Consider the following 14,953-nt stretch of genomic DNA (forward strand, 5'->3'; position numbering starts at 1 on the left):
AGGGGTATATTACCGCCTGTTTTTCAACGTTTTTTCGAAAAACTGCGTTTTTGCAGTGAAAATTGGATAACTGAAATTGAAAAATGCACCTTACGCTTTGCGTAAAGTGCATTTTGTCGACGGTCTGGAGCGAGCGGCGCATGCCGCTCGCTTCCTTGAGATTGTCGAGAAAACGAAAGCAAGCGGGATTTTTTTAACACGAAGAGTCGAAGAAGGGAAGGTGGGAAGATTTTATTATTCTGCCATACTTTTTGCCGGGCCGATAGCATCGGCCCGCTTCGCTTCTTCGTGTTATATTCGTACCCATTCTATTTTAAAATCGTCTACGTTCTGAAGGGAGCGAGCGACGCGCGTCGCTCGCTCTTTTTTGTCTGCGGAAAAATAAGACCGAGAAAAATTCCCGGCCGCGGGGAAAAATTCCCGACCGGTCGGCGGTGGCGGCGATGCGTTTGCGGCGCTAAGTTGAAAAAAAGATGGCCGCAGAGCGCGAAAAAACAGGAAACGATAAAAAAATTTGCTGTGGGAAAAAGTTGGCACGGAACTTGCAATAATAAAAAGCAAGCGAAGCGCGGAGGGCGTCGCGAACGAGCGGAGCGCAAAAGAAAAAAGGAGGTAACGATGGTGTCTAATGTATTTGGTGAGTTTTTTGGCATGATGATTTTTATTGCATTTGGTTGCGGCGTGGTAGCAAACGTGCTACTGAAAGATTCAAAAGGCAACGGCAGCGGCTGTATTGTCATCTACACCGGTTGGGCGATGGCGATCCTGATGGGGGTGACGGTCGGTCTGGCTGCCGGCAATTCGGCGGATTTGAACCCGGCAGTCACGCTCTTTAAAATGTTGATGGGGGCGTATACGCCCGGCCTTGCTCTTGGCCTGATGGCAGCGCAGACGCTTGGCGGCGCGGCAGGCGCGCTGCTTGTCTGGCTGATCTATCTGCCGCACTGGTCCATTACCGAAGACAAGGGGCTCAAACTTGGCGTGTTTTCTACTGGCCCTGCGGTACGCAACTATACGGCCAACTTCATTTGCGAATGCCTGGCTTCGACGATCCTCTTCGTCTGCCTGCTTTCGTTCGGCAGCAAGTTCGTCAGTGGTACAAACGGATTTGCAAGCGGTTTCGGCAATTACATGGTCGGCATGGCCGTATGGGCAGTCGGTCTGTCGTTTGGCGGACCAACCGGATATGCATTGAATCCGGCGCGTGATTTAGGGCCGCGCATCGCGCATGCGATCCTGCCGATCGCCGGCAAAGGCAGCTCGGACTGGGCCTATTCCTGGGTTCCGGTTGCCGGACCGATGGCGGGCGGCGTGATTGCTTTCGTACTCTGCCGTGCAATCGGCATCATTTAAGTAACGCTTGATTCTTGCCGGGCCAGCACCCTGGCAGATCATGATAAACAAGTTTGTCAAAGTCCAATCCAGGAAAAAAGTCGTCGCATTTGCGGCGGCTTTTTTCTATGCCGGACGTTACGGTTGAAAAAGAACGATTTGAGGCACCGGCGGCATAGGCGACACGGAAATCGTTGCGTGTTTAACTGTTTTAAATGCTAAGCCGTGCAGCGATTTGCGACTGTCGACAAAACGAAAGCAAGCGGGGTATTTTTACACGAAGAGTCGAAGAAAGGAAGGTTGGAAGAATTTTTTATTCTTCTTCTTTTCTTTCCGCCAGGCCGATGCGATCGGCCCGCTTCGCTTCTTCGTGTTATCGCATTTAAATTTTCAATTGTCCACACTCTGAGGCGTGCAGCGACTTATGTGTTTCAAAATAAATCTTCAACAGCTTCGCTTATTTTTGGTTACGGTTGGCAGAGAAAAAGATTGCCAGCATCGGCGATGTCTGATATAACGGAGTAGGACTTTTCACCGGGAAGAAAGGAAGCGAAAAAGATGGCATGGATTTGGCTGTTGATTGCAGGCGTGTTTGAGGTAGCATGGGCGATCGGTTTGAAATATACGGAAGGCTTTAGCCGTTTGGGGCCAAGCGCATTTACGCTGGCGGCGATGGGCGCGAGCATGTACTTTCTATCAGCTGCTGTGAAGGAACTGCCGATCGGCACGGCGTATGCAGTTTGGACAGGAGTCGGCGCAGCCGGTACTGCAATAATGGGCATGATTCTGCTTGGCGAACCACGGGAGGCGGGACGTATCGCTTGCCTCGGACTCATTGTCGCCGGAATTATCGGGCTTAAAATATTATCACCGGAATAGAAAATAATGCCTGAATCTAAAGAATTTCCAAAGATTGCGGGCGTATAATCAGGCGGCATGGAATATGGAAATTGAGAGGGATATGTTAAATGCCGAATCGCCAAAAGAGCGCAGAATCTGTTGCGACGCACACAAGGGAAGAGGTAAGGGCGCGTTGGGGGTTTCAACCCTTTGTTGATGCTGCCGTTGAAGAAGGCTTCTTTTTTGATTTATTAACTACGCAAAGCCCGGTTGGTCCGACCATCCAGTATGGTGAGCAAACAATGGTCAACTTTGCCAGCATCAATATTTTAAATACGCACCAGGAAGCGGACGTCATGGCGCATTTTCACCAGGCGGCCGATCAATATGGTTTGGTGACTGGCGGCTCGCGCGTTACGCAGGGCGTCAGTCAGGCGCACATGGGCATGGAACAGGAACTGTGCCGGATCACCGGCAAGGAACGTTCGCTGTCCTTTGCCAGCGGTCTGCTGGCAAACATCGGTTTCGTCAACGCGATGAGCAGCCAGTTCAACTTCAGCCCGACCTGCAACATCGACAACCGGGACACGATCTTCGTTCTGGATCGCGACAGCCATTGGAGCCTTTGGAAAGCGGTCTCGCATCTGAAGTTCGGCAAGCAGGTCTTTGTCTTCCGGCACAATGATCCGAAGGATCTGGACAAGGTGCTGCACCGCTTAGAAGGCAAGGCAAGCAAAATCGTTGTTATCTTTGAAAGCGTCTATTCGGCTGACGGCAGCATTGCGCCGATGGGCAAGCTGCTCGATGTTTGCGAGGCGCACGAAGCGCTCAGCTATGTCGATGACGCTAACGGCTTCATGATTTATGGACCGGAACATCGTCCGTTTGCTAAAGAATATGCCGAAATGAAACGCGCTACGTTCATCATGGTTTCCTTTTCCAAAGCGATTGGCATGGAAGGCGGCGCTATTTCCGGCCCGGATAAATTCATCCACGGCTTTGAAGTTTTGTCGGGAACGTCGCTCTTTACTGCGGCGATTCAACCGCCGACCGCCAGCACGATTCACTATGTGATGCGGAAACTGGATCAGAATCCGGCGATCATGGATGAATATCTGCGCCGCGCGCTTGATTTGCGCAACGCATTGGCCGAGATGGGCTGCCAACTCAATGAAACGCCGAGCTACATTACGTCGGTCTTTATCGGCAAAGATGAGAAAGCGGCGCGCATCTGGCAGGAGTTTTGTGAAATGGGCTTTTCCGTGCCGATGTTCCGTTATCCGGCGGTTAAGCCGGATCAGGCGCTGATCCGCATTATGCTGAACAGCCATCATACGGAGGAACAGATCCAAGGCCTGCTGAAAGCGATGAGGATGCTGAAAGAAAAATACGAGTTTTAAGCGAAGAGGCTGTCTCAATAATTTGAGACAGCCTCTTCTTTTTAAAAATTAAACGCTATTTATGGAAATGACCGAAAACTATTTGAAATCGAGCAGGTCTTTACCGATCTTTGTCAAAGAAGATAAAAGAAGTAGAGGATTGTGCAAAAGGAGAGATGTCAATGGCAAAGCAAAAGCGTACAAAATGGAAACGTTGGCTTGGGGTTTTAGCGGTCGTATTTTTGCTTGCGGCCACGCCGGCTCAGGCGGCAACGCCGCAGAGCGATTTGCAGCAACGCTGCGTCGCGCAACAGGATGCCGTGCTGCAGGACTTGGAACAGTTTGTCAATATTGACAGCGGCAGCGGTTATGAGCCGGGCTTGAACCAGTTCCAGGGTTTGTTAATCGAACGTTTGCAGCAATTAGGCGCGGAAGTGGAAACGACGCAAGTCGAGAAACCGCAGGCCGGGCGGATTATCAAGGCGACGCTGCGCGGCAACGGTAAAGGGAGCATATTGCTTCTTGCGCATGCCGACACGGTATATGCGGAGGGAACCGCGGCAAAACGTCCGTTCAAGCAGGAAAACGGAAGGGCTTATGGCCCCGGCGTGTCCGATGAGAAGGGCGGCCTGACGTTGGCGCTGCACTCGCTCGCGCTCTTGAAAGAGATGAACTACACTGATTATGAGAAGATCACCTTTTTGATCAATCCGGATGAAGAGAAGAGTTCGCTCATGTCACGCGACGCGATCATGGCGGCAGCTAAAGAGCATCAGTACACGCTCTCGGTGGAACCGGGCATTCCCGGTGATGCAATCATGAACTGGCGCAAGGGAATCGGTCGACTGACGCTCGAAGTCAAGGGGCGCAATGCGCATGCCGGAATCGAACCGGAAAAAGGGCGCAACGCCACCGTGGAACTGGCGAATCAGATTTTGCAACTCAGTAATTTGAACGATGCTGGGAAAATGACTACGGTGAACTGGACGCTGTTGGAGAAAACCAAAACGCCGGTCAATGTGATACCGGACTATGCATGGGCACAGGCTGACGTCCGGGTGCTGTATCCGGAAGAATTCGACCGGATACTCAAGGACGCCAACCAATTGATCCGCCAAAAGCGCATTGCGGATACGGAAGTGAAAGTGGATTTGTTCAAAGGCCGGCCGCCGTTTGCCAAGAATGAGCGGACCGATAAACTGGCCGCGCACCTGCAGGCGATCTATGCCGATGAATTAGGCCTGGCATTGAAAGTCGAAGGCTCCGGCGGCGGTTCCGATGCGAATTATGCCGCGATCGTCGGTTCGATCGCCGTTGATGGCATGGGGATCGTCGGCGGCAATGACCATACGCCGGAAGAATATATCGAAGTCGGATCGATCGCGCCGCGCCTCTATTTATTGACGCGGACCATCATGGACATCGGCAGCGGCAAGCTGTAAGCAAAAGAAAAGAGTCCGCTCTACCGCGCGCAGCGGCAAGGCGGACTCTTTTCGGCTTATACGCCAAGTTTACGGATCAACGCTTCAAAATAGCGCGACTGGATCTGGTCGCTGGCTAGCGTGCGTTTGATCGGCGGCAGACGCAGCAACGCGCCAAGAATGGCGGACATTACGCGGTGGCTGGTTAATGCGTGATTGTCGAAGATCAGGTTCTGCAGTGTGCCGCGCTCGACCGCCATCTTGACGATGCGGTGCGCCGAGTTGAGCGGCGTGATGACTCGTTTGGCACGGGCGGTTAAGTGCAGCGCGTTGCTTGGACAAGCGCGCGTACATACGCCGCAGCCAAGGCAGAGTTCTTCCTGCAGCTTGGCCCAACGCGCCCGCGGCATGGAGGCTCGGTTGGCGGAGACGAGGCTGAGCGCTTCGACCGGACAGATGTCAACGCATTTACCGCAGCCACTGCAACGCTCATTTAGGATGTGCGGGATGAAATTCGATGTGTGCACCGGGTGCAGAAAGGCGAAGCGGCGCGCGCCGAGCAATGCTTCACAGCAGCAACCGCAGCAGTTGCAGATGAAATTCACGCTTTCACGCACGTTTTCGCCGAATTGAACCAGATTCGCTTCATAAGCCTGATGCAGCAATTCATGGCATTCGCTCTTATCGACCGCGCGCGCGATCTTGTGTTTGATCAAAGAGGCGGCCGCATTGTTGAAGCTCATGCAGATGTCCTGCGGCGCGTCGCAGGCCTGACCGACATGCTCCATCTTATGCCGGCAATAGCAGAGGCCGATTGCGATATGGCTGGCGTTTTCGATGACCTGACTGGCCCGTTCATAATCGAGCACGTGCAGCGACAGTTCGGCAGGCAAAGCGGGTTCCTGCACGAAGGCGCGTCCGAGATGCGTCTCTTCAGCGAACATCGCCTTCACGAAATCGTCTTCCACATTAAGATACTGATAGAATAACTCCGCCAAGGCTCCCTGGTCGAGTTCCGGTCGGATGCGCATCAAAGAAAACTCAAAAAAACCGGCCATGGGCGGCGGCAGAAGAAAAATCTGTCCGTCTTTGGGGTCTGGCATATCGAGCATCAGTCCGCGATCGGCGAAGCGTTCGAGGCGCGTGCGGGCTTCGGCGCTTGAAATGCGCCAGATTTTAGCCGCGCGTGCGGCGCTGAACGGACGCATCGGCAGTTGGGCGAGCATGGCGGCATCCTGTTCGGAAAAAAGCGTGCGCAGGATTTGATAAAGCAGGTCGTCCGGCGGCGCGCCTTCCGGCATTTTGTTAATGCGCGTCACCAAGTCGTGATAGCCCGAGCGGGAAGTGAGATGTGCCATAACGTGCCCTCCTTGATAGAAATGGATGATACTACCATTTCGCTAAGGCGCAGCAGAAATCCTGTTATCGCGCAGTAGAAGATACTGGGCTGATTTGTAGTCGAAGAATCGCGCCGAACAAGATGGTGAGAAAAAGAAAGCTCCAAGCGTTGTCGATACGACAATGCTTGGAGCATCTAGGAGTCTTAAAGACTTGTTGTTATGCGCGTACCCAAGTGGTTTCGCGCTACGCTGAGCAGTTCCTGATAGCGTTCGTTTGAGAACGGGGCTAAATTCTTTAGTTCGCTGCGCACGCCCTGCGGACGAAACGGAATCAGTTTCCAGTGGAAAGATCCGGGCAGGCCGGCCAGCCAAGCGCCGATTGCGTCGATTTCTTCCGCTGAATCCGTATAGCCTTCGATTAGTACCGTGCGCACTTCATAGAGTTTGCCCGCCTGCGCCGTACGGCGTAAGTTTTCTTTGATCAGCTGATTGCCGACGCCGGTCAGTTTTTGGTGCAGCGCAGCGTCGAAGGCTTTGAGATCGAAACAAAATCCGTCGCTTACTGCCAGGAGCGTGCTAAGATCGTCCGGCGGCAGCAAACCGTTCGTATCGACAAAGGCAGTCAGGTTGGTTTGACGATGCAGCTCTGTAAAAAGCTGCACGAGTGCGCTTGTCTGCAGCGTGCATTCGCCGCCCGAGACGGTAATGCCCGATAAGAACGGTGCGGCTCGTTTGATGCGTTCGAGCAAAGTCGCAAGAGAAAGTATGTGCGCCTTAGGTGTGGAAAAGTGAGGACAGGCCGCCAAACATGCGTCGCAGCCAAGGCATTTTTCCGGATCGTGTACGATTCGTCCCTCTTGTTGCGTCAGCGCCGCTGCCGGGCAGACCGGCAGGCACAAGGCGCAGTGGCAGCAGTTTTGCTGCGTCTCCGGGTTGTGGCAGTAGAGGCAGGCCATATTGCAGCCTTGGAGAAAAATAGCCATCCGGCTGCCAGGTCCGTCAATGAACGAGCAGGGCAGGATGCGGTTCACGCAGATGTTCATGCGTAACTAGTCCAACTCTTTCCAGGCGATGATTTCGGCCGGCTTTTTCGCGATCGCAGCGCTTGGCAATGCAGGATAGCCGAGAATGATCGGCGCAACCAGCTCATAATCGGCAGGAATGCCGAATGCGGCTTTTTGCTCCGGCTGGTTCAGATAATAGCTGGCAAAACCGATCCAGCAACTGCCGAGGCCTTTTTCATGCGCGGCGAGCATCAGATTTTGCGCGGCCAGACAGCAGTCGCCAAAGCCGTGAATGTTGTTCGGCTTGGCGAAAATGAGCACCAGCGTGCCTGTGCCGTAAAAAATATTGAACTTGGGATTGGCCAGCGCGGCTTTATATTTGCTCAATGGATGATCATCGCTGATATGCGGCAAGAGAAAAGCGCGTGCCGCTGTCGAATGTTTTTCGAGCGCTTCGGCGCCCCGCAGCACGGCGAAGGCCCAAGGCTGCGAATTTGTCGCGCTCGGCGCCTGAACTGCAGCATCCAGCAACTCCTCGATTGTTTCCCGGCTGACGACTTCCTGCGTATACTGACGGACAGAGCGACGCTGATACAAGGCTTCTTTCAATTCCATAATAATCATCCCTTCTGTTGTTCAATGTAAATAGTTTGATTGTAATCGAACTATCGATGTTTGCATTATACTACCCTGTTTGTTATAATTCAAGCATGAAAATTATGCATCATCCTAAGACAGAAGAATTGCAATTGACTGCGGTGCTCTATGCGCTTAGCGATCCGACGCGCCTCGGGATTGTAACGAAATTGACCGGACGGGTGCGCTGCAGCTGCAGCGATTTCATTTCCGGCGTCAGTAAATCGACGATGTCGCATCACTTTCGCGTGTTGCGCGAAGCCGGCTTGATCCAGGTCGGACGCGAAGGGACGCAGCATGTCATTCAACTGCGCCGCGCCGATATGGAAGAACGCTTTCCCGGTCTGTTGGAATCGGTGCTGGCGGCGGCGCAGACGTGCGAAACGCAATAGGCTTCGTCTGCGCAAAAAGCCGTCTTACAAAAAAGACGGCTTTTAAAGTAAAGCAAGGCAAGGTCATTGCGCTTAAGGCTTAAATACGCGACTGCTTCGTAAGTCGGCGCAAGAAAAGTTGGCTTTTGACGCAGCTGTTAGCGATATGAAAGAGGCCGATCCGGTAGTAGCGATGCGGCGCGATTAGCGTATGGAACAGTTTGGCGAGCAGGGCCAGAACGATGCTGCCGCTGAGCACCGGCATCAGTAGAAAATCGAAAGAGAGCGGGGGTTGCAGCAAGATTAGAAGCGGATCCGCGGCGGCAGGCGGGTGTTGGATGCGCAAAAGCTGCATTGCTGCGATCGCGCATCCGGTCGCCAGTGCGAAGGAAAGCGGACTTGGCCCGAGCAAATGCAGGAAGAACAGGCCGACGGCGCTGGAAAAAAGATGCCCGCCGATGATGCTCTTCGGCCGGGCAAAGGCGCTGTCGGGGATGACGAAGGCGATAAAGCAGGTTGCGCCTAGAGGCGGCATTAAAGCAGGCATGCCTGCGGCGAGCGAAAGATAGGCGATGCTGGCGATGCCGAGCGTCGCGCCGAGCGACGAGGTGATGATGCGTTTCAGATTAAGCCGACGATAACGATTCTTGCGCGTTGTCATATTCATACACCTGTTTTCTGCTTCGCTGCAGCGAAGCGTATTATGAAAGTATAATACTGCGCCGCTTTGTGAAATGTGATTTAGATCACACGCCAAACTCTTCGCCGGATGAGGCGGAGAGCAGGCGTGTTAGGGAACCGCTGCGCTACAATGAGAAAAAATCGATAAACCGATGAGGCGAAGAGATGAAGTGGTTTAGAGAAAAAAGTCTGTACGGACAGCTGATGCTGTCGGCGGCGCTGCTTTCGACCGCGACGCTTGTTTTGGGCTTGATTGCCGCTTGGGAGGCACTTCGGGCGCTTGATGCGCTGGAGTCGCAGCGTCTATTCGGGCAGATGCTGCTCGCGGGAACGGCGCTTTGGCTGCTGGCGGATCGCCTTGCGGTCTGGATTGCCAAGCCGTTTCATGCGCTGGCGCGGCAGTTCCGCGTGCAGGGACAGAACGCGCATACGGAAAGCGAAGCGCTACGCGAGAGTTTGCAGCGCGCCACGCATGCTCTGCAAGAGGCGGAAGCGGAGCGGCAGCGCTTGCTTGCCGCAGTTGCGAACAAGGAAGAAGTGAAGAACACGCTCTTAAAGCAACTGATTCAAATTCAGGAAGAGGAGCGACGCCGGATATCGCGCGAATTGCACGATGAAACCGGACAGGCGCTGACGACGCTCTTGGTTACGATGCGCGTCCTGGCGGAAAGCCTGCAGGAAGAACAACAGCGCAACATTGTCAGCAGTGCGCGCGATTTGGCGATGGACACGCTGCACGGCATACGTGATCTGGCGGTCGATTTACGTCCGCCCGCGATTGACGATTTGGGACTGGCAGCGGCGATGAATCGTCACCTGAGCCGTTTTCGTGAATTGCACGGCCTGGCGGTCGACTTTCGCGTTCAGGGTGGACAGGATCCGATTACAGGACATATTGCGCTGGCGCTGTATCGAATCGTGCAGGAGGCGCTGACGAATATTTTAAAGCATGCGGCGGCGCGCAGCGTTGAGATCCGGCTGCAGATTCATGCGAATCATGTGCTGCTGACGATTGCCGATGACGGCAAAGGTTTTGCGCCGATGCTGCAGGAACGAGCGGTGCAGGAAAACCGGCTCGGCTTGTTTGGGATGATGGAACGAACAAAATTGCTGGGCGGCAGTTTTCAGATCGAATCGGCGCCGGAGGCGGGAACGCTGCTGCGCGTGATCGTACCGAATTGGAAGGAGGAATCGGCAACGTGACGGAAGCGATACGGGTTGTACTGGCGGATGATCATTGCCTGCTGCGTGCGGGTCTCAGGATGCTGCTCGAAGCGAAGCCGGGAATCGCGGTGGTCGGCGAAGCCTCCGACGGGCGCGAGGCGCTGCGCGTGATCCAGGAGACGCAGGCGCAGGTAGCGGTGCTTGATCTGGCGATGCCAAAGATGGACGGCATGCAATGTCTGCAGGAAATTAAAGCGCTGGGTCTTGAGACTAAGGTGATCGTTCTGACGATGTATGAAGATGAAAATTATATTCGCGCGGTGATGAAAGCCGGTGCGATGGCCTTTATTCAAAAAAGTTCGGTCGATACCGAATTGTTCAAGGCGATTCAGGCGGTGCAGGAAGGCCGCATCTATTTAAGCCAGCGGGACACACAGGCGTTGTTGGGCCTGCTCCTGACCGACGGCGCGCCGCCGGATGACGGACAGGATCCGTATCAGGCGCTGAGCATGCGTGAGCGCGAGGTGCTGAAACTTTTGGCTGGCGGTTTTTCCTGCAGCGAAGTGGCCGAAAAACTGACGCTCAGCGTCAAAACGGTGGAAACGTATAAGGCGAGGATCATGGAAAAGCTGCATTTCTCGCATAAGAGCGAAATGATCCGCTATGCGGTAAAACATCATATGTTGTAAGCAAAAGCATGTAAGAAGTTTTCTTACATGCTTTTTGCGCATAATCCTGACAATGGTAAAAAAACTTCCCGATAGTTGAGGATTCGAAACTGTGCGATAATTTAAAATGAGAGCGGCGTAGGCTGCTATTTTCGGAGGAGGGATTGGTATTATGCAAAAGAGAAGCCGATTACTGGCGCTGCTGTTGACGGTGCTGATGCTGTCCACGCTGCTGGCAGGCTGTGGCGGGCAAAGTGCGAAGCCGGAGGCGAAAGGGCAGAAACTGACGCTGTACTGCGGCCTGATGGAAGATCATATGGTAAAAGCGGTGCAGGAATTTGAAAAGGAAACCGGCATCAAGGTGGAAGCGGTGCGTATGAGCTCCGGCGAAATCATGGGCCGGATCAAGGCGGAAAAAGGAGCGCCGAAGGCCTCGGTCTGGTTTGGCGGCCCGGCGGATGCGTTTGTCCAGGCGAAGGAAGACGGTCTGCTGGAAAAGTATGCGTCGCCTAACGCGGTCAAGGTTCCCGCGCAGTTTAAAGATGCGGACGGCTACTGGACCGGCATTTACGTCGGCTATCTCGGTTTTGTCTCCAACCAGAAACTGCTGGCGGAAAAGAATGTCGCTGCACCGGCGAGCTGGGATGATTTGCTGAAACCGGAATTCAAAGGACAGATCGTTTTGGCGAATCCGGGTTCTTCGGGAACCGCGTATACGATGCTGGCGACAATCGTGCAGCTGATGGGCGAAGAAAAAGGCCTCGATTACATGAAAAAACTTAACGCGCAGGTCAAGACCTATCCGAAATCCGGCACTGCGCCGGGACGAATGGCAGGACAGGGCGAAGCGATGGTAGGCATCTCGTTTTTACATGACGGCATCAAATACCGCGAAGAAGGCATGAAGGATATTGTCCTGACTGCGCCGAGCGACGGCACAGGCTATGAGATCGGTTCGGTCGCAGTGATCAAAGGCGGCCCGGATCAGGAAGCCGCACAGAAATTCGTCGATTGGGTACTGTCTAAGAAAGGGCAGGAACTCGGGCAAACGGTCGGCTCCTATCAGTTCCTGACAAATCCGGACGCATTGGCGCCGAAACAGGCTGACGAATTGAAAGCGACCAAGCTGATCAAATACGATCTGGATTGGGCGGGTAAAAACAAAAGCGCACTGGTGGAAAAATGGAGCAATGCCATTAAATAAATCGTGCGGCAAAACGGCGGCGGGACAATCGACGATTGCCCCGCCGGAAAGTTTAGAGGTGGTTTATGAGTATTGTTGACCGTCAGATAGACGAAATGAAAAAAATTGTGCGTGATCCGATTCTGTTGGCCACCATTGTCACCGTCATTATATCGTTAATCATCTTTATCATCTGGCCGATTTATGAAGTGCTGGTGGAAGGGTTTGTCGGCAAGGACGGCGCGTTCACGCTGAAATATTACCAGGAAGTGTTTCAACAAAAGGAAAACATGCGCGTACTCGGCAATACGCTGACGCTGGGCGTGGTGGTCGGCGTCATTTCAACCGCGATCGGTTTTCTCTTCGCGTATGCCGACGCATTTTTGAAAATCCGTTTTAAAAGAGTGTTCAGCATCCTGGCGATCTTGCCGATCGTGTCGCCGCCGTTCGCGCTGTCGATGGCGTTCATCATGCTCTTTGGTCAGCGCGGTTTCATCACCTATTCGCTGCTCGGCATCAAAGACGCCAACATCTACGGTTTTGCCGGACTGGCGGCGGTGCAAATCCTGGCGTTTTTTCCCACCGCGTATCTGGTGCTGGCCGGACTCTTAAAGCAGATCGATCCGTCGTACGAAGAGGCGGCCCGCAACATGGGCGCATCGCGTTGGCATATCTTCAAGACCGTCGTTCTGCCGCTCGTCACGCCGGGCATTGCGAACAGCTTTTTGCTCGTCTTTATCCAGACCGTCGCCGACTTCGGCAACGCAATGGTTATCGGCGGCAATTACACGGTGCTGGCGGCCAAAGTTTACCTGCAGGCGATGGGCAACTACGACATCAAGGGCGGCACTGCTTTGGCGACGGTGCTGATGCTGATTTCGGTCATCATGTTCGTCGTGCAAAAATATTGGGTCGGCGGCCGCTCTTACGTCACCGTTACCGGAAAACCGTCGCGTGAACGCGAACTGGTTGACGATCCGGTGATCCGCTGGGTCGTCGGGCTGCCCTGCTTTGCGATCAGCCTCTTTATTTTACTGCTCTATGTGCTGATTCCTTACGGCTCGTTCGTCAACTTGTGGGGCATCGACTTCACGCCGACGCTGAAACATTACAGCTATGTGCTGTCGCTCGGCCTCAAACCGATTCTCGATACGACATACCTGTCGCTGCTCTCGATGCCGATTACCGGCATCATGGGCATGGTAATCGCCTTTTTGATCGTGCGCAAACGCTTCATGGGGCGCAGCATGATCGAATTCACCTCGATGCTCTCGATGGCAATCCCCGGCACGGTCGTCGGCATGGGCTACGTTCTGGCTTACAATCAGGAACCTTTAGTTTTGACCGGTACGGCGACGATCATTATTTTGTCGTTCCTCTTCCGCAACATGCCGGTCGGCATCCGCGCGGGCGTAGCATCGCTGCAGCAGATCGACCCGGCGATCGAAGAAGCGGCGCAGGATCTCGGCGCGAACTCGTTCAAGGTGTTTAGCTCGGTGACGATTCCGCTGATCAAGGACGCGTTCTTCAGCGGACTGGTCTACAGCTTCGTGCGCAGCATGACGGCGGTCAGCGCGGTCATCTTCCTCGTTTCGGCCAGTTATAGTCTGCTGACCGTTTCGATTATGTCGCAGGTCGACGTCGGTCGGCTGGGCGTCGCGGCCGCGTATTCGACGGTGCTGATCGTGATTGTCTTGGCGGTGACCGGAATTTTGAAACTGCTGCTCAACCGGATGGGCATTAAGGTGAACATGCAAGGTTAATATAAGGAAGCGGAGGACGGTAGGATGCAAGACGCCAACTTTAAAAGCGTAACGGTAAAGAATCTGGAAAAAATATATAGCGGCCACAGCGGCAAGCAGGTGCGTGCGGTCGACAACGTGTCGCTCGAAATCAAGCACGGCGAATTCATGACGCTCCTCGGCCCGTCCGGCTGCGGCAAGACGACGATCCTGCGCATGATCGCCGGTTTTGAAAATCCGAGCAGCGGCGATATCTATATCGGCCAGGAAAGGGTCAACAATCAGACGCCGGACAAGCGTGACACCGCGATGGTTTTTCAAAGCTACGCGCTGTTTCCGCATCTCAATGTCTTTGAGAACATTGCGTACGGTCTGAAAATCAAGAAACTGAGTGCGGCCGTGATCCGCGAAAAGGTGGAAGCCATTCTTGCGCTGGTCGGCCTGAGCGGACTCGAAGAACGCGCGCCGAACCAGCTCTCCGGCGGGCAGCAGCAACGGATCGCATTGGCGCGGGCGCTCGTGATGGAACCGTCGGTATTGCTCTTTGACGAACCGCTTTCCAATCTCGACGCCAAACTGCGCGTCTATATGCGCAGCGAAATCCGCAAGATTCAGCAAAAGATCGGCATCACCAGCATTTATGTGACGCATGACCAGGCGGAAGCGATGAGCATGTCGGATCGCGTCATCGTAATGAACAAAGGCGTGGTCGAGCAGATCGGCACGCCCTATGAAATTTACAACACGCCGGCGACCCAGTTCGTCGCCGATTTCATCGGCGTCGCCAATGTTCTGCCCGCCGAAGTCATGGCCGTCGCGCCGAAAGCGGTGACGGTTCGCTGCGTCGGCCATCTCTTCGAAGTGGCCAGCGAATTGCCGCTCAGCGTCGGCGACGAGATCAAAGTCATTCTTCGGCCCGAAGCGCTGCACATCGGAAGCAGCGGCCAAGTCGCGGCGCGTGTTTCCAGTTCGGTTTTCATGGGCGCGTACCAGGATTATAAGATCGACGTGGAAGGACAGGAACTGATGCTGATGGATTACAATCCGATCGGCAAAACCGTCTTTGCCGCGGGCGACGACGTCTTCCTCAGCGTCGAACAAGGCAGCATGCATATCGTAAAGCGTTAAGCGAATACAGCCGTTTCTCTGTACGTTGCAGAGAAGCGGCTGTATTATGTAGTAGGCAGAGACG

General features: G+C 54.1%; 14 protein-coding genes. 10 read left to right on the forward strand and 4 right to left on the reverse strand.

The annotated features are described in order from the left end of the window. Positions 1-618: 618 nt before the first annotated feature. From QTL79_RS11715 to QTL79_RS11730, 4 genes are all read left to right on the forward strand, one after another. The gene (locus QTL79_RS11715; RefSeq protein ID WP_346355150.1) at positions 619-1,353 is read left to right on the forward strand and encodes an MIP/aquaporin family protein; all 735 of its coding nucleotides are present in this window, start codon (positions 619-621) and stop codon (positions 1,351-1,353) included. A gap of 537 nt (positions 1,354-1,890) precedes the next feature. Beyond that, the gene (sugE, locus tag QTL79_RS11720) at positions 1,891-2,211 is read left to right on the forward strand and encodes a quaternary ammonium compound efflux SMR transporter SugE (RefSeq protein WP_346355151.1); all 321 of its coding nucleotides are present in this window, start codon (positions 1,891-1,893) and stop codon (positions 2,209-2,211) included. Positions 2,212-2,300: 89 nt separating this feature from the next. Beyond that, positions 2,301-3,572, forward strand: coding sequence for an aminotransferase class I/II-fold pyridoxal phosphate-dependent enzyme (locus tag QTL79_RS11725; protein WP_346355152.1), 1,272 nt, complete (start codon positions 2,301-2,303; stop codon positions 3,570-3,572). Positions 3,573-3,733: 161 nt separating this feature from the next. Further along, positions 3,734-4,993 (forward strand): glutamate carboxypeptidase, encoded by a 1,260-nt coding sequence (locus tag QTL79_RS11730; protein ID WP_346355153.1) that lies wholly within the window; start codon positions 3,734-3,736, stop codon positions 4,991-4,993. A 56-nt stretch (positions 4,994-5,049) separates the two neighbouring features. On the opposite strand, the gene QTL79_RS11735 is transcribed toward QTL79_RS11730, so the two are convergent. The 3 genes from QTL79_RS11735 to QTL79_RS11745 all read right to left on the reverse strand — a co-directional run bounded on the left by QTL79_RS11735 (position 5,050) and on the right by QTL79_RS11745 (position 7,931). Beyond that, complete coding sequence (locus tag QTL79_RS11735; protein WP_346355154.1) at positions 5,050-6,330, reverse strand: 4Fe-4S binding protein; 1,281 nt, start codon at positions 6,328-6,330, stop codon at positions 5,050-5,052. Between the two features lie 185 nt (positions 6,331-6,515). Next, positions 6,516-7,355, reverse strand: a complete 840-nt coding sequence (locus QTL79_RS11740) for a YjjW family glycine radical enzyme activase (protein ID WP_346355155.1) — start codon at positions 7,353-7,355, stop codon at positions 6,516-6,518. Positions 7,356-7,361: 6 nt separating this feature from the next. After that, on the reverse strand, positions 7,362-7,931 hold the full coding sequence (locus tag QTL79_RS11745; protein ID WP_346355156.1) for a nitroreductase family protein: 570 nt from the start codon (positions 7,929-7,931) through the stop codon (positions 7,362-7,364). 104 nt (positions 7,932-8,035) lie between these two features. Here QTL79_RS11745 and QTL79_RS11750 point away from each other — a divergent pair, with 104 nt between their 5' ends. Further along, on the forward strand, positions 8,036-8,344 hold the full coding sequence (locus QTL79_RS11750; protein WP_346355157.1) for an ArsR/SmtB family transcription factor: 309 nt from the start codon (positions 8,036-8,038) through the stop codon (positions 8,342-8,344). 79 nt (positions 8,345-8,423) lie between these two features. Here the strand turns inward: QTL79_RS11750 and QTL79_RS11755 are convergent, their stop codons facing one another. Further along, positions 8,424-8,990 carry an HPP family protein gene (locus tag QTL79_RS11755; protein WP_346355158.1) on the reverse strand — a complete coding sequence of 189 codons (567 nt, stop codon included), beginning with the start codon at positions 8,988-8,990 and terminating at the stop codon, positions 8,424-8,426. A 179-nt stretch (positions 8,991-9,169) separates the two neighbouring features. On the opposite strand from QTL79_RS11755, the gene QTL79_RS11760 reads away from it, so the two are divergent. The 5 genes from QTL79_RS11760 to QTL79_RS11780 all read left to right on the forward strand — a co-directional run bounded on the left by QTL79_RS11760 (position 9,170) and on the right by QTL79_RS11780 (position 14,889). Further along, a complete protein-coding gene (locus QTL79_RS11760; protein ID WP_346355159.1) occupies positions 9,170-10,207 on the forward strand; it encodes a sensor histidine kinase in 1,038 nt (345 codons plus the stop codon). Continuing rightward, positions 10,204-10,857, forward strand: a complete 654-nt coding sequence (locus QTL79_RS11765; RefSeq protein WP_346355160.1) for a response regulator transcription factor — start codon at positions 10,204-10,206, stop codon at positions 10,855-10,857. Before QTL79_RS11760 ends, QTL79_RS11765 begins: the two co-directional genes overlap by 4 nt. 151 nt (positions 10,858-11,008) lie before the next feature. Further along, complete coding sequence (locus tag QTL79_RS11770) at positions 11,009-12,040, forward strand: ABC transporter substrate-binding protein (protein WP_346355161.1); 1,032 nt, start codon at positions 11,009-11,011, stop codon at positions 12,038-12,040. Between the two features lie 65 nt (positions 12,041-12,105). Then, entirely contained in the window at positions 12,106-13,782 is a 1,677-nt protein-coding gene (locus QTL79_RS11775) for an ABC transporter permease (protein ID WP_346355162.1), read from the forward strand. A gap of 24 nt (positions 13,783-13,806) precedes the next feature. Next, positions 13,807-14,889, forward strand: a complete 1,083-nt coding sequence (locus tag QTL79_RS11780) for an ABC transporter ATP-binding protein (protein ID WP_346355163.1) — start codon at positions 13,807-13,809, stop codon at positions 14,887-14,889. Positions 14,890-14,953: the final 64 nt, after the last annotated feature.

It is taken from the genome of Azotosporobacter soli (genome assembly GCF_030542965.1).
Lineage (GTDB): Bacteria > Bacillota > Negativicutes > SG130 > SG130 > Azotosporobacter > Azotosporobacter soli.

What these genes read in the sequence shown, in the direction of transcription:
- sugE (WP_346355151.1), top strand. Translation starts at nt 1,891, where the DNA reads ATGGCATGGATTTGGCTGTTGATTGCAGGCGTGTTTGAGGTAGCATGG.
- QTL79_RS11775 (WP_346355162.1), top strand. Translation starts at nt 12,106, where the DNA reads ATGAGTATTGTTGACCGTCAGATAGACGAAATGAAAAAAATTGTGCGT.
- QTL79_RS11780 (WP_346355163.1), top strand. Translation starts at nt 13,807, where the DNA reads ATGCAAGACGCCAACTTTAAAAGCGTAACGGTAAAGAATCTGGAAAAA.
- QTL79_RS11740 (WP_346355155.1), bottom strand. Translation starts at nt 7,355, where the DNA reads ATGAACATCTGCGTGAACCGCATCCTGCCCTGCTCGTTCATTGACGGA.
- QTL79_RS11760 (WP_346355159.1), top strand. Translation starts at nt 9,170, where the DNA reads ATGAAGTGGTTTAGAGAAAAAAGTCTGTACGGACAGCTGATGCTGTCG.
- QTL79_RS11730 (WP_346355153.1), top strand. Translation starts at nt 3,734, where the DNA reads ATGGCAAAGCAAAAGCGTACAAAATGGAAACGTTGGCTTGGGGTTTTA.
- QTL79_RS11770 (WP_346355161.1), top strand. Translation starts at nt 11,009, where the DNA reads ATGCAAAAGAGAAGCCGATTACTGGCGCTGCTGTTGACGGTGCTGATG.
- QTL79_RS11735 (WP_346355154.1), bottom strand. Translation starts at nt 6,330, where the DNA reads ATGGCACATCTCACTTCCCGCTCGGGCTATCACGACTTGGTGACGCGC.
- QTL79_RS11715 (WP_346355150.1), top strand. Translation starts at nt 619, where the DNA reads ATGGTGTCTAATGTATTTGGTGAGTTTTTTGGCATGATGATTTTTATT.
- QTL79_RS11725 (WP_346355152.1), top strand. Translation starts at nt 2,301, where the DNA reads ATGCCGAATCGCCAAAAGAGCGCAGAATCTGTTGCGACGCACACAAGG.
- QTL79_RS11745 (WP_346355156.1), bottom strand. Translation starts at nt 7,931, where the DNA reads ATGGAATTGAAAGAAGCCTTGTATCAGCGTCGCTCTGTCCGTCAGTAT.
- QTL79_RS11755 (WP_346355158.1), bottom strand. Translation starts at nt 8,990, where the DNA reads ATGAATATGACAACGCGCAAGAATCGTTATCGTCGGCTTAATCTGAAA.
- QTL79_RS11750 (WP_346355157.1), top strand. Translation starts at nt 8,036, where the DNA reads ATGCATCATCCTAAGACAGAAGAATTGCAATTGACTGCGGTGCTCTAT.